Source organism: Rhizobium aureum, from assembly GCF_030182495.1.
Classification (GTDB): Bacteria; Pseudomonadota; Alphaproteobacteria; order Rhizobiales; family Rhizobiaceae; genus Rhizobium; species Rhizobium tropici_C.
The window spans coordinates 201,107-213,959 of the sequence record NZ_JAQJCI010000005.1 but is presented as its reverse complement, the minus strand read 5'-3'; the positions used below and the strand labels follow the sequence as shown (position 1 = coordinate 213,959).

Sequence of the window (12,853 nt, the reverse complement as noted above, 5' to 3'; positions counted from 1 at the left end):
CAGTACCCTTTGCGTCGCCCAGGCCGCCTCGTTCGCGCCTGGGCTTTGAAATCGATGATCAGGCTAGCGTGTAAGCCGTCTTGACGGTGGTGAAGAATTCGGCGGCATATTTACCCTGCTCGCGCGGACCGAAGGACGAGCCCTTGCGGCCGCCGAACGGCACATGGAAGTCGACGCCTGCCGTCGGCAGGTTGACCATCACCATGCCGGCTTCCGCATTGCGCTTGAAATGCGTCGCATGCTTCAGGCTGGTCGTGGCAATGCCGGAGGACAGGCCGAACGGCGTATCGTTGGCCGTGGCCAAGGCTTCTTCGTAATCCTTGACGCGGATGACAGAAGCAACCGGCCCGAAGATCTCTTCGCGGCTGATGCGCATCTGGTTCGTCGCTTCGGTGAAGAGCGTCGGCTGCAGGTAGAAGCCGGGGGTGTCGCGGCTGACGAGTTCACCACCGAAGGCGAGCTTGGCGCCTTCTTGGCGGCCAATCTCGATATAGTCCGTATCCGTCTTCAGCTGCTTGGCGTCGACGACCGGACCGATATGCGTCCCAGCCTTCATGGCGTTGTCGACGTTCAGCGTCTTCAGCTTCTCCGTCAGCGCCGCCACGAACCTGTCGTGAATGCCTTCGGTGACGATGAGGCGCGATGAAGCCGTGCAACGCTGGCCGGTCGAGAAGAAGGCGGAATTGGCAGCCGCTTCGACGGCAACCGTCGGATCGGCATCGTCAAGCACCACCATCGGGTTCTTGCCGCCCATCTCAAGCTGGTACTTGCGGCCGTGCTCGACCGAGGACAGTGCCACACGCTTGCCGGTGCCGACCGAACCGGTGAAGGTGATACCGGAAAGAACCGGGCTGTCGAGCATCGCCTGGCCGACGACCGAACCCTTGCCCATCACGAGGTTCAGCACGCCCTTCGGCAGGCCGGCGCGATGGAGAATATCGACGATTGCCCATGAGCAGCCGGGAACGAGATCGGCCGGCTTGAAGACGACGGTGTTGCCGTAGCAGAGCGCCGGCGCGATCTTCCAGGCGGGAATGGCGATCGGGAAGTTCCAGGGCGTGATGATGCCGATGACACCAAGCGGCTCACGGGTGATCTCGACGCCGATGTTCGGGCGCACGGAAGGCACCACCTCGCCTGCCAGGCGCAACGCCTCGCCGGCGAAGAATTCGAAGATCTGCGCGGCGCGGATCGTCTCGCCGATCGCCTCGGGAAGCGTCTTGCCCTCTTCGCGGGCGAGCAGCGCGCCGAGTTCGTCCTTGCGCGCCAGGATCTCGTCACCGGCCTTCTTCAGGATCGTGTGGCGCTCCAGAATGCCGGAGCGCGACCATGCCGGAAAGGCAGCCTTCGCCGCCGCGATCGCGTCCGTGACATCCTGCGCGCTTGCGCTCGCATAGAGGCCGACGACCTCGTTCGTATCCGACGGGTTGATGTTCTCGGTGCCGTTCGTCCCCGTCCATTCCCCGGCGATCAAGTTCTGATGAATGGTCATGGCGTCATGCCTTCCTGGATCGTATTGAAAATGCCCGGCCGATCCCTTGCAGCCGGGCTCGATGCATTACAGCTGGCGAACAGCCACTTCTTCTTCTGCGTCGACGGCCAGCGGATTGCGCAGCGGCAGGCCGAATTCGGCAACCTCGATTTCAAAGACGTCGCCGGCTTCCGGCTTGATGCCTTCCGCGAACGAAAGCGTCGCCGTGCCGAACATGTGGACATGCACATCGCCGGGAACACGGAAGAGGCCGTACTTGAAGTGATGATATTCAAGATTGGCGAAGGTGTGGGACATGTTCGCCTCCCCGGAAAGGAACGGCTTTTCGAAAATCACCTTGTCACCGCGCTTGATGCGGGACGTGCCGCGAATATCTTCCGGCGCAACACCGATGCGGATTTCCGGACCGAAGCTTGCCGGGCGCAGCTTGGAATGGGCGAGATAGAGATAGTTGATCCGCTCAGTGACGTGATCGGAAAACTCGTTCGACAGGGCAAAGCCGATGCGGAACGGCGTGCCGTCCCTGGCGATGACATAGATGCCGGCCATTTCCGGCTCTTCGCCGCCGTCGAGCGCGAAGGAAGGCGACACCAGCGCAGCGCCCGGGGCCGCAGCGCCGTAGCCGTTGCCCTTGTAGAACCATTCGGGCTGAACGCCCTTCTCGCCTGCCTTCGGCTTGCCGCCCTCGATGCCCATCTTGAACATCTTCATGGAATCGGTCAGCGTCTCTTCAGCCGCTTCCGTCGTCTTCTTGTGCATGGAATCGCGTGTGGCTGCGGAGCCGAGATGTGTCAGACCGGTGCCGGTCAGATGCAGATGGGCAGCATCCGGATGAGTGATCGGCGGAAGGAAACGCCCTTCGGCATAGACCTTTTCGAGATCGACCGTTTCGCCGAGACCATGTGCCTCGATGACCGATGCAAGCGATTTGCCGCTGTCGGCAGCTTCCATAGCCAAAGCATAGACGCTGCCGCCGTTGACGACTGTTTTGGCGGCCTCGCCGGGTCCATTGCGGACGGCAACGACGATCTCGCCGTTCGAACCCTTGATCTGCGAGATGAGCATGTCTTTCATCCTTTCCTAACAGACAGAGATCGGATGCAGTTTCCCGTTCCGGCTCTCAGCGAGAGCCGGACTCTGTCATGGATTTGGTTTTTAAAGTCTCGGCTGGTCGCTTGAGCGATCAGCCCTTGTTCTTGTTGTAGACGTCGATGAACACGGCGGCGAGCAGGACTGCACCCTTGATCATCTTCTGCGAGTCCGTCTGGTATCCGAGGATCGACATGCCCTGGTTCAGCACGCCCATGATCAAGGCACCGATAACGGCACCCGTCACCTTGCCGACGCCGCCGGAGGCCGAAGCGCCACCGATGAAGCAGGCCGCGATCACGTCGAGCTCAAGGCCGTCGCCGCCCTTGGCCGTTGCCGAATTCAGGCGCGTGGCGATGATGATGCCGGCGATGCTGGCAAGAATACCCATGTTGATGAAGGTGTAGAAAGTCAGCCGGCGGGTATCGATACCCGAAAGCTTCGTCGCCTTCTCATTGCCGCCCATGGCATAGATGCGGCGGCCGATCGTGGTGCGCTGCGTCGCGAAGCTGTAGAGCGCGATCAGCAACAGCATGAGAACCAGAACGTTCGGCAGTCCTCTGTAGGAGGAAATCTGGTAACCGATGAAGATGGTCGCTGCGGCAACCACCATATTCTGGCCGACGAAGAAGCCGAATGGCTCGACATCGATGCCGTGCTTCTCGTTAACGCTGCGGCGGCGCCATGCAAGCAGGAACATGACGATCGGGATGGCGATCGTCAGGAAGATCGATGTCGAACGGATGCCGCCCATATCGATGAAATCGGGAACGAAGCCGGTCGCGACGATCTGGAACGCCGGCGGGAACGGACCGATGCTGCTGCCGTTGCCGGTCGTGTTGATGATCGTGTAGGTCAAGCCGCGGAAGACCAGCATGCCGGAGAGCGTGACGATAAACGACGGAATGCGGTGGTAGGCGATGAAATATCCATGCCAGGCCCCGACCGCGGCCCCCATCAGAAGACAAATGACCGTCGCAAGCGCCAGGTTCATATGCATCTGCACGACCAGTACGCCCGCAACCGCGCCGACGAAGCCGACGACGGAACCGACCGACAGGTCGATATGCCCGGCCACGATGACCAGCAGCATGCCAAGCGCCATGATGACGATGAACGAGTTCTGCAGCACGATGTTGGTCAGGTTCTGCGGCCTGAACAGAACGCCGTTGGTGAGATACTGGAACAACAGCATGATGACGACGAGCGCAATCAGCATGCCGTATTCGCGGATGTTGTTGCGGATGTGGTCGCCGATCGAAACGACGTGGCTGCTTTCCGTGGCTGGGTTGGCCGAACTCATTGATGCTTCTCCCCTGAGCGCATGATAGCGCGCATGATACTCTCCTGGCTTGCCTCTGCCTTCGGCAGCTCGGCAACGATTCGACCCTCATTCATGACGTAGATGCGGTCGCAGGTACCGAGAAGCTCGGGCATTTCCGATGAGATCATCAGAACGCCCTTTCCGTCGGCGGCAAGCTGGTTGATGATGGAATAAATTTCGTATTTGGCGCCGACATCGATGCCGCGCGTCGGCTCGTCGAGGATCAGGACATCCGGATCCGAGAACAGCCACTTCGACAGCACCACCTTCTGCTGGTTGCCGCCGGACAGATTGCCTGCTTCCTGGAAAACACCGGACGAACGGATGCGCAGTTTGGCGCGATAATTCGTCGCCACCTGCAGCTCGCGTACGTCGTCGATGACCGTTCCCTTAGAGACGCCCATCAGATTGGCAAGCGTCGTATTGTGCAGGATATTGTTCGTCAGAACGAGGCCGAGCTGCTTGCGGTCTTCCGTCACATAGGCGAGGCCGGCGTCGATCGCCCTGCGAACGGTGCTGGTATCGACCGGCTTGCCATCGACCAGGACTTCGCCGCTGATCTTGTGGCCATAGGACTTGCCGAAGACGCTCATGGCGAATTCGGTGCGTCCCGCACCCATCAGGCCGGCAATACCGACCACTTCGCCCTTGCGCACATTGATGTTGATGTTGTGCAGAACCTGACGATCGCGGTGCTGCTGATGGAACGCATTCCAGTTCCTGACTTCGAAGATGGTCTCTCCGATCGGCACCGAGCGCGGCGGATAGCGGTCGGCGAGCTCGCGCCCCACCATGTTGCGGATGATGATGTCTTCGCTGATCTCTTCCTCGTGACAGTCCAGTGCCTTCACCGCCATGCCGTCGCGCAGCACCGTGATCTGATCGGCCACCTTGCGCACTTCGTTGAGCTTGTGCGTGATGATGATCGAGGTGATGCCCTGGTTGCGGAACTCCATGAGGAGATTGAGGAGAGCATCGGAATCGCTTTCGTTGAGCGATGCCGTCGGCTCGTCGAGAATGAGAAGCTTGACGCTCTTCGACAAGGCCTTGGCGATCTCGACGAGCTGCTGTTTGCCGACGCCAATGTCGGTCACGAGCGTGTTCGGAGATTCCTTGAGGCCGACCTTGGCAAGGAGCTGCTTGGTGCGGGTGAAGGTTTCCTGCCAATTGATCATGCCATTGGCGACGACTTCATTGCCCAGGAAGATATTTTCGGCAATCGACAGCAGCGGCACGAGCGCCAGCTCCTGATGGATGATGATGATGCCGATTTCTTCGGAATCCTTGATGGTCCTGAACTGGCGAACCGCACCATCATAGTAGATGTCGCCGTCATAGGTGCCGGCCGGGTAAACGCCCGAGAGCACCTTCATGAGAGTGGATTTGCCGGCTCCATTTTCGCCGACCAAAGCATGTATCTCGCCCTGACGGACTTTCAGATTGACATTTTCCAGGGCGTTCACACCGGGGAACGACTTGGTAATGCTCCGCATTTCGAGGATGGTATTGTCCATTGTCCGTATCCAACGCCGCGATCGAACATAGCAGACCGCGCGATCGTCTTAAATATCAAAGCCAGGGCCCGCGTTTCGGCGAGCCCTGACCGCTATGTTGGAAAATTACTTCAGCTGATCAGCCTTGTAGTAACCGCCCTCGACGAGGATCTTCTCGTAGTTGGTCTTGTCGACTGCGACCGGGGTCAGCAGGTAGGACGGAACAACCTTGACGCCGTTGTCGTAGGTCTTGGTGTCGTTGACCTCAGGCGTCTTGCCTTCCATCAGCGCGTTGACCATGTTGACGGTGACCTTGGCGAGGTCACGGGTGTCCTTGAAGATCGTGGAGTGCTGCTCGTCGGCGATGATCGACTTGACCGACGGAATTTCGGAGTCCTGGCCGGTAACGATCGGGAGCTTCACGCCGCCGGAACCGTAACCAACGCCCTTGAGCGAGGAGAGGATACCGATCGACAGGCCGTCATACGGCGACAGAACGGCATCGACGTGGGAATCGGTGTAGTAAGCCGACAGCAGGTTATCCATACGAGCCTGGGCCGTTGCCGGGTCCCAACGCAGCGTACCGACCTTGTCCATGCCCATCTGGCCGGACTTTACGACCAGCTTGCCGCTGTCGATGTACGGCTTCAGGACCGACATTGCGCCGTCATAGAAGAAGAAGGCGTTGTTGTCGTCCGGAGAACCGCCGAACAGCTCGATGTTGAACGGACCCTTGCCATCCTTGAGGCCGAGAGCGTCGACGATCGAATTTGCCTGCAGGACGCCGACCTTGAAGTTATCGAAGGTCGCATAATAGTCGACGTTCGGGCTGTTGCGGATCAGGCGGTCATAGGCGATGACCTTGATGCCGGCATCGTGAGCCTTCTGCAGGACGTCGGACAGCGTGGTGCCGTCGATCGAAGCGATGACGAGAACCTTGTCGCCCTTGGTGACCATGTTTTCGATCTGCGAGAGCTGGTTCGGAATGTCGTCATCGCCATACTGCAGATCGGTGCCGTAACCGGCAGCCTGGAGCTGCTTGACGATATTGTTGCCGTCATCGATCCAGCGGGCCGAAGCCTTGGTCGGCATGGCGATGCCTACCGTGCCTTTATCCGCCGCGAAGGCAGGTACCACCAGCGTAGCGACGCCGAACGCAGCGCCAGCCATCAATGAGATAATGGATTTCATTACTCTCTCCCTTGTTGTTAATGCGGCGGACAAAAAATGCCCGCCCGAAACTGCGGCAGGTTCCGTAGAAGGAATGGTTTACTTCTAATTGTGAGAAACGAAGTAGGTCTCCTCCACGCTCTCACGGTTTGTGAGCTGTAACCAGCGCACGATCGGCAAACTCGTATGATTTCGTATAACTGTCAAATAGAATAACTGGTAAAACATATACCAAGTTTGATATAATGTTAAAAAATAGTACTTTTTTGCCGATGAAGGGGAAATTTGGCCGCCATGGAGAAAATATATAACGATTATTTGAGCGAAGGCATTGAGATTCATTCCGACAATTTTCGCGACGACACGTTGCTGAAAGCCGGTTTGAAGCTCAATCACCTGCGAATGATCGTTACGATCGAGGATCACGGGCAAATTTCCGCGGCCGCTGAGTCCATGAACATGTCACAACCTGCGGCTTCGCGCATGCTTTCCGAAATGGAGTCGATTGTTAAAAGTCCGCTCTACGAGCGCGTCGCCCGGGGCGTCGTGCTGACCCCATTCGGCCTTGCGCTCGCGAAACGGGCGCGCAAGATCCTGCTGGAGCTGCGCGAGGCAGGTCGGGAGCTTGGCGCTTTGCGAACGGGCAAGGGCGGCTCCGTTTTTTTGGGGGCTGTGACCGCGCCGGCGATCAGCCTTGTCGTGCCGGCGATCCAGCGCGTGACACGCACCTATCCGGGCATCGAGATCAACATCGAAGTGGAAAACAGCAATGTGCTCGCGCGCGAGCTGCTGGCGGCCCGTCACGACTTCATCATCAGCCGCATTCCCGACGACCTCGATCCGCGCCTCTTTACCACCCACGAAATCGGTGTCGAAAAGGCATGCCTGGTGGTTCGCAACGGACATCCGCTGCTTGAAAAAGGTGTGGCCAGCCTGCACGATCTGGCCGGTTACGACTGGGTATTCCAACCGCCGGGCACATTGCTTCGCCGCAAGGTGGAAGACATCTTTCTCGCCGCCGGCGTGCCCCTGCCCGAAAACGTCGTCAACACCTCGTCGCTGCTGCTGACGCTGGCCGTGGTCTGCAAGACGGATGCGATCGCGCCGGTTGCCCTCGACATGGCGCAATTCATCTGCGGGCAAACGTCCCAGGCCGGCGAATCCTCTATCCTGCCGATCGATTTCGATATCGACGTAAGGCCCTACAGCCTCATCACCGCCCGCGAACGCGCCATGCCGCCGAGCGCACGGCTGCTACACGACATGATCCTGGAAGAGAGCCGGCATCTCTCGCTGAGCTGAACGAAGAAGCGCTGGCGCCATAAGCTCCGCGCCAACTTCCGCTCCTATGAAACGTGGCGTGGAGACCACGCATGCTGTTCAAGCAATCATTGTTTCAATCCGTGCTCTATCGCCTCGACAGCGAAGAGGAGCCTGCGGAAGAGGAAGAGGCCGCACATCGCATCCGCGGCCTGAACGTCAGCTTTGCCGCGACGGTGCTGGGCGGCGAGACGCCGGACGCCCATCGGCCCGACGAAGCCTATCGCGACAATCTCGGCGACACGATCATCCCGCCTGAACCGGAACCCGAATCCGCGCCGCAAGAGCCGGAGCCGCCAACCATGCCGGAATATCTGAGCCGGACGTCACGGGAAGAGATCGCCGCGGAACTCGCAATCACTCTCGAACACACACGTGAAGCCCTGCAGGAAAAACGCCGCAGCTTCGCCAAGGCCAATCATCCCGATAGCGTCGCAGCCCTGTTCCGCGAACAGGCAACGACCCGCATGACGCTTGCCAATCAGCTGATCGACGAAGCCATCCGCCGCCTCAGGCAATGATTATTTCTTGTCTTCGGTGGGCTCGTCATCTCCGGCGGCATCATCCTGCGCGGGCGCGTCGCTGGTTGCCGCAGGCGGCTGCGGCTTGAAATTCAGAAGCAGCATCCAGGCCGAATAGGCGCCGAGCGCACCCGACAGCATCGCCCAGAACGGCTGCGAGCCAAGGATTTCGACGGCTGCCCAGCCAAAACAGACGGCCACGATGAGGATGCGTACCCAAAGCGGTTTATAGAGTGGGTGGCTGGGATCGATCAGTTGCATGGGTCTCTTTTGCCTGTTCAAGAAGACTTGTCTTTAGCGCATCATCGGGAAAATTGTGAAGCGCCTGGATAAAATAAGGTGTCGCGGGCAAATTCCGGATATGCCGGCAGGGCGCTATGATTTTCGGAATTGTGAAGTCCGGGCGGCTTGACGGCTTCCCGGGAAAATGGAATGAAAATTCCGAAGAAATTGATATTCGGCTCATTTGTTCCGAATCCAGGGAGGTAAAAATGACTGTCAGATTTGGTCTGCTCGGCGCCGGACGCATTGGCAAGGTGCATGCGAAGGCCGTTAGCGGCGATGCCAACGCCAAGCTTGTCGCTGTCGCGGATGCCTTTCCGGCGGCTGCGGAAGCCATTTCGGCCGCTTATGGCTGCGAAGTACGCACCATCGAGGCGATTGAGGCGGCCAAGGATATCGATGCTGTCGTCATCTGCACACCAACCGATACCCATGCCGATCTCATCGAGCGCTTCTCTCGCGCCGGCAAGGCCGTCTTCTGCGAAAAGCCCATCGATCTCGACGTCGCCCGTGTCGAGGCCTGCATCAAGGTCGTCAATGAAACCAAGGGCAAGCTGATGGTCGGCTTCAACCGCCGCTTCGATCCGCATTTCATGGCCGTCAAGAAGGCCATTGACGAAGGCCGCATTGGCACGGTCGAAATGGTGACGATCACCTCGCGCGATCCGGGCGCCCCGCCGGTCGATTACATCAAGCGCTCCGGCGGCATTTTCCGCGATATGACCATCCATGATTTCGACATGGCCCGCTTCCTGCTCGGCGAAGAGCCCGTGGCCGTCACCGCCACCGCCGCCGTGCTGGTCGACAAGGCGATCGGCGAAGCCGGCGATTACGACAGCGTTTCCGTCATCCTCCAGACCGCGTCGGGCAAGCAGGCGATCATCTCCAACTCCCGCCGCGCCACCTATGGCTACGATCAGCGCATCGAGATTCACGGCTCGAAGGGCATGGTATCGGCCGAAAACCAGCGCCCCTTCTCGATCGAAGTCGCCAACGGCGATGGCTACACCCGCCCGCCTCTGCACGATTTCTTCATGACGCGCTACACCGAAGCCTATGCCAACGAGATCGCGAGCTTCATCGCCGCGATCGAAAAGGGTGCCACCATCACCCCCTCGGGCACCGATGGTCTTGCCGCACTGAAGCTGGCGGATGCCGCCCTGCAGTCGGTAAAGGAAGGCCGTCTGGTAAAGATCGGCTAAGCAGTCCCCTATTCCCGCAGGAATACAATCCTCCCAAAAGTCCGCCGCGAATCGCTTCGCGGCGGACTTTTTCTTTGGCAGCAAGGCCCAAGCATCTCTGCCCTTCGAGGTTGCGCCGTTCCCTCACCGAAACTTCTTGCGAATCACATAAGTACATGCTTATCTGTTCTCATGATAGAGAACGAGATATTCCGGGCTTTGGCGGATCCGACCCGGCGCGCCATTTTTGAAAAGCTGGCTGCGGGCGGCATGAACGCCAGCGCTCTGCGCGAAGGCATTGATATCAGTCAACCGGCCATGTCCCAGCATCTCGCCGTTCTGCGGGGCGCCGGGCTGGTCAGGGAAGAACGGCAGGGGCGGTTCGTGAATTATGAAGTCGATCCGGAGGGGCTGGCCCTCATCGCGCAATGGCTGGCGAAATACCGCGCCTACTGGCCCGCCCGCATCGAAGCTCTCAAGGTGTTGCTGAAGGATATGGATCAATGAATGACCTGAAGACAGCTCTGCGAAAACCTGGCGTCCAACTTGAGTACGATCTCGATGAGCCTCCCCAGAAGGTCTGGCGCGCGGTCAGCACCCCCGAACTTCGCGAAAACTGGCTGCCGAACGAAGCCCTGGCCGATCCTCAGGCAATCTCCGTCACACCGGGTAAAGAGGTGCGCTACCGCCTGCGTGACGACGCACCACCATTCCTCGAAAGTACCGTAACCTTCAGGATAGCCCCGAATGCGAATGGCGGCACGAGCCTGCGAATCATCCACGAACTGGATGATGTACGGCTTCGCACGGCTGAAAAGGCTGCGGCAAACAATAACAGCCTGACCGTCATGCGCGCCGCCTGACGGCATCGACCACACCTCAAATCTCAAGAACATTGGAGTTCGCCGATGCGCGAAGCGATGCAACTCGTCCCCATGGTTGTCGAACAATCCAGCAGAGGGGAGCGGTCTTTCGACATCTATTCCCGCCTGCTGCGCGAGAGAATCATCTTCCTGAATGGCGAGGTGAACGATGACGTCTCCGCCCTCGTCTGCGCGCAACTGCTTTTCCTGGAAGCCGAAAATCCCAAGAGGCCGATCCATCTCTACATCAATTCACCCGGTGGCGTCGTGACCAGCGGTCTCGCAATGTACGACACCATGCATTACATCCGCGCGCCGGTGCATACGCTATGCATGGGAACCGCCCGTTCGATGGGCTCCTTCCTCTTGATGTCCGGCCAGCCGGGTGAGCGCACCGCGCTTCCAAATGCCAGCATCCATATTCATCAGCCATTGGGCGGATTCCAGGGACAGGCATCGGACATCTTTATCCACGCGGAAGAAATGAGGCGAACGAAGCATCGCATGACGCGGCTTTATGCCGAGCATTGCGGACGCTCCTACGAAGAATTCGAACGCGCCATGGATCGCGACCACTTCATGACGGCGGAAGAGGCTCTGGAATGGGGGCTGATCGACCGTATTCTTCAGGTCCGCGAAGACGAACAGCCCTTGGGCCTGTCAGATTGATCGGGATGACGACCCTGCGGCCAGCCGCATTGCCAAGCCTTGCCCCGCCCTCACCTCTCAACCCGCCTGATCGCGCAGCTCGACGACCGAGGCTCCCCTCTTCACGATATCATTGTCGATGATCGAAAATGCGCGGTTCAGATGCCCTTCGAAGACAAGCGTCGGCTCGTCGGCGATGACCCGCAGCTCCGGCATGCCTTCCATGCGCACGACGTGCGATTCCGCCAGGCCTTCTGTTATGCCCTCGATCAGCAGATCATAGTAGCGTACGCCCGGCCCAGTGATGACGATCGGCATCCGCTCGTGCAGGCTCAACACACGCGAAAGACCATTGCCGAGCGCCAGACCGGCCTGACGGAAGGCCAGCACATTGCGGCGTCCGCCATGACGCGCGCTCGCGGCGATCTTATCCAGCTCGGCAATCGGAACGAACTTCGCCGGGATCGTGTCGAGCGGCACATCGAAGGCCGTGCGCAGCATGGCGTAAAAACCGGCATAGGCCTCGATGCAGCCGCGCGCGCCGCAGCGGCAAAGGCCGCCGCCCGGCACATGCATCATATGCCCGAAATTCGGCGCCGATATATGATGATTGCCTTCCTGATCCCGGCGCACGATGCCGAGCCCGATACTATGACCAAGCGAGAGCGCCGCCATTGCGCGGAAACCGCCATGCGTGCTGATTTCCTCCTGCCGCCCGAGGGCTGCGGCCACCAGCAGTGTTTCGTTGCCGAGAATGACTTGCGCCGACCATTCGTCGCGAAGCACGGCGGCGAAATCGATTTCCTCACGCCCGAAGATCGGCGACCAGCGCAGCACCGGCTCCGAGGTATCGACGAGCCCCTTGCTGCTGATCGAGATCATCAGCACCTTGTCGCGTGGCAATTGCGAACGGGTGACGATCCGGTCCAAGGCATCGCGCAATCCTGCCACGAAACGGTCGACACCCACGACATTCTGCTGCCGATCCTCGGTAAAACGATCGATCAGGCGTCCGGTATAATCGACAAGGGAATATTGCACGGCATCCGACGAGATGACGACGACGATCAGATAGCCGCAGTCACGCCGCTGTGAAAACAAAACACGCGGCCGCCCGCGGCCGCTGGCCGCCTGCTGCTCGGCCTTTTCGATGATCTGCGCCCGTTCGAGATCGGCCGTGATGACCGACACGGTCGCGGAGGAAAGCTTCGTGAAATCAGAGAGCTCCGTATGGGCGAGCGGGCCGTGCCGGCGCAGCGCCGACAAGACCAAGGCGCTGTTCTTTTGACGGACCAATTCGGTGCTCGATTTGGCCAGCATCGGCAAACTCCCTGCTCATTCAACCCTCCTCCTCCGCAGCCCCTGATAGCTTTTTCGGACGACCGATGAAACCTGGCGGCGCGGGTGTTGACAGCTGAAAAAATCTCTGACACTAAATTTCTCGACTGTCGAGAAAAAAGTCCAAAGCTT

General features: G+C 59.4%; 13 protein-coding genes. 6 read left to right on the top strand and 7 right to left on the bottom strand.

Annotated elements, in window-relative coordinates; translation table 11 throughout:
• Positions 1 to 58: 58 nt before the first annotated feature.
• The 5 genes from PH552_RS15160 to chvE form a co-directional block, all read right to left on the bottom strand.
• Positions 59 to 1,492: an aldehyde dehydrogenase family protein gene (locus PH552_RS15160; RefSeq protein WP_112340590.1), complete on the bottom strand. Its 1,434-nt coding sequence runs from the start codon at positions 1,490 to 1,492 to the stop codon at positions 59 to 61.
• Positions 1,493 to 1,558: 66 nt separating this feature from the next.
• Positions 1,559 to 2,557: an AraD1 family protein gene (araD1, locus tag PH552_RS15155; protein ID WP_113251534.1), complete on the bottom strand. Its 999-nt coding sequence runs from the start codon at positions 2,555 to 2,557 to the stop codon at positions 1,559 to 1,561.
• A gap of 118 nt (positions 2,558 to 2,675) precedes the next feature.
• The gene (mmsB, locus tag PH552_RS15150) at positions 2,676 to 3,884 is read right to left on the bottom strand and encodes a multiple monosaccharide ABC transporter permease (RefSeq protein WP_112340589.1); all 1,209 of its coding nucleotides are present in this window, start codon (positions 3,882 to 3,884) and stop codon (positions 2,676 to 2,678) included.
• Positions 3,881 to 5,419, bottom strand: coding sequence for a multiple monosaccharide ABC transporter ATP-binding protein (gene mmsA, locus PH552_RS15145; RefSeq protein WP_112340588.1), 1,539 nt, complete (start codon positions 5,417 to 5,419; stop codon positions 3,881 to 3,883). Before mmsA ends, mmsB begins: the two co-directional genes overlap by 4 nt.
• 105 nt (positions 5,420 to 5,524) lie before the next feature.
• Positions 5,525 to 6,589 carry a multiple monosaccharide ABC transporter substrate-binding protein gene (chvE, locus tag PH552_RS15140; RefSeq protein ID WP_112340587.1) on the bottom strand — a complete coding sequence of 355 codons (1,065 nt, stop codon included), beginning with the start codon at positions 6,587 to 6,589 and terminating at the stop codon, positions 5,525 to 5,527.
• 273 nt (positions 6,590 to 6,862) lie between these two features.
• Between chvE and PH552_RS15135 the strand changes: the two genes are divergently transcribed.
• Positions 6,863 to 7,870, top strand: coding sequence for a LysR family transcriptional regulator (locus tag PH552_RS15135; RefSeq protein ID WP_112340586.1), 1,008 nt, complete (start codon positions 6,863 to 6,865; stop codon positions 7,868 to 7,870).
• A gap of 71 nt (positions 7,871 to 7,941) precedes the next feature.
• On the top strand, positions 7,942 to 8,409 hold the full coding sequence (locus tag PH552_RS15130; protein WP_183762927.1) for a hypothetical protein: 468 nt from the start codon (positions 7,942 to 7,944) through the stop codon (positions 8,407 to 8,409).
• Here PH552_RS15130 and PH552_RS15125 read toward each other — a convergent pair whose 3' ends face one another.
• The gene (locus PH552_RS15125) at positions 8,410 to 8,670 is read right to left on the bottom strand and encodes a hypothetical protein (protein WP_112340584.1); all 261 of its coding nucleotides are present in this window, start codon (positions 8,668 to 8,670) and stop codon (positions 8,410 to 8,412) included.
• A gap of 230 nt (positions 8,671 to 8,900) precedes the next feature.
• Between PH552_RS15125 and iolG the strand changes: the two genes are divergently transcribed.
• From iolG to PH552_RS15105, 4 genes are all read left to right on the top strand, one after another.
• Positions 8,901 to 9,893: an inositol 2-dehydrogenase gene (iolG, locus tag PH552_RS15120; RefSeq protein ID WP_112340722.1), complete on the top strand. Its 993-nt coding sequence runs from the start codon at positions 8,901 to 8,903 to the stop codon at positions 9,891 to 9,893.
• A 171-nt stretch (positions 9,894 to 10,064) separates the two neighbouring features.
• The gene (locus tag PH552_RS15115; protein WP_112340583.1) at positions 10,065 to 10,379 is read left to right on the top strand and encodes an ArsR/SmtB family transcription factor; all 315 of its coding nucleotides are present in this window, start codon (positions 10,065 to 10,067) and stop codon (positions 10,377 to 10,379) included.
• Positions 10,376 to 10,735 carry an SRPBCC family protein gene (locus PH552_RS15110; protein WP_112340582.1) on the top strand — a complete coding sequence of 120 codons (360 nt, stop codon included), beginning with the start codon at positions 10,376 to 10,378 and terminating at the stop codon, positions 10,733 to 10,735. The genes PH552_RS15115 and PH552_RS15110 overlap by 4 nt, the downstream gene beginning before the upstream one ends.
• Before the next feature lie 45 nt (positions 10,736 to 10,780).
• Positions 10,781 to 11,404 carry an ATP-dependent Clp protease proteolytic subunit gene (locus PH552_RS15105; RefSeq protein ID WP_112340581.1) on the top strand — a complete coding sequence of 208 codons (624 nt, stop codon included), beginning with the start codon at positions 10,781 to 10,783 and terminating at the stop codon, positions 11,402 to 11,404.
• A 57-nt stretch (positions 11,405 to 11,461) separates the two neighbouring features.
• Here the strand turns inward: PH552_RS15105 and PH552_RS15100 are convergent, their stop codons facing one another.
• Positions 11,462 to 12,703 (bottom strand): ROK family transcriptional regulator, encoded by a 1,242-nt coding sequence (locus PH552_RS15100; protein WP_112340580.1) that lies wholly within the window; start codon positions 12,701 to 12,703, stop codon positions 11,462 to 11,464.
• Positions 12,704 to 12,853 lie beyond the last annotated feature (150 nt).

Bases quoted from the DNA above. Each gene is read 5' to 3' on its own strand.
- iolG (WP_112340722.1), top strand. From the start codon at position 8,901: ATGACTGTCAGATTTGGTCTGCTCGGCGCCGGACGCATTGGCAAGGTG.
- PH552_RS15100 (WP_112340580.1), bottom strand. From the start codon at position 12,703: ATGCTGGCCAAATCGAGCACCGAATTGGTCCGTCAAAAGAACAGCGCC.
- PH552_RS15130 (WP_183762927.1), top strand. From the start codon at position 7,942: ATGCTGTTCAAGCAATCATTGTTTCAATCCGTGCTCTATCGCCTCGAC.
- PH552_RS15135 (WP_112340586.1), top strand. From the start codon at position 6,863: ATGGAGAAAATATATAACGATTATTTGAGCGAAGGCATTGAGATTCAT.
- mmsA (WP_112340588.1), bottom strand. From the start codon at position 5,419: ATGGACAATACCATCCTCGAAATGCGGAGCATTACCAAGTCGTTCCCC.
- PH552_RS15115 (WP_112340583.1), top strand. From the start codon at position 10,065: ATGATAGAGAACGAGATATTCCGGGCTTTGGCGGATCCGACCCGGCGC.
- PH552_RS15105 (WP_112340581.1), top strand. From the start codon at position 10,781: ATGCGCGAAGCGATGCAACTCGTCCCCATGGTTGTCGAACAATCCAGC.
- chvE (WP_112340587.1), bottom strand. From the start codon at position 6,589: ATGAAATCCATTATCTCATTGATGGCTGGCGCTGCGTTCGGCGTCGCT.
- mmsB (WP_112340589.1), bottom strand. From the start codon at position 3,884: ATGAGTTCGGCCAACCCAGCCACGGAAAGCAGCCACGTCGTTTCGATC.
- PH552_RS15125 (WP_112340584.1), bottom strand. From the start codon at position 8,670: ATGCAACTGATCGATCCCAGCCACCCACTCTATAAACCGCTTTGGGTA.
- PH552_RS15110 (WP_112340582.1), top strand. From the start codon at position 10,376: ATGAATGACCTGAAGACAGCTCTGCGAAAACCTGGCGTCCAACTTGAG.
- araD1 (WP_113251534.1), bottom strand. From the start codon at position 2,557: ATGCTCATCTCGCAGATCAAGGGTTCGAACGGCGAGATCGTCGTTGCC.
- PH552_RS15160 (WP_112340590.1), bottom strand. From the start codon at position 1,492: ATGACCATTCATCAGAACTTGATCGCCGGGGAATGGACGGGGACGAAC.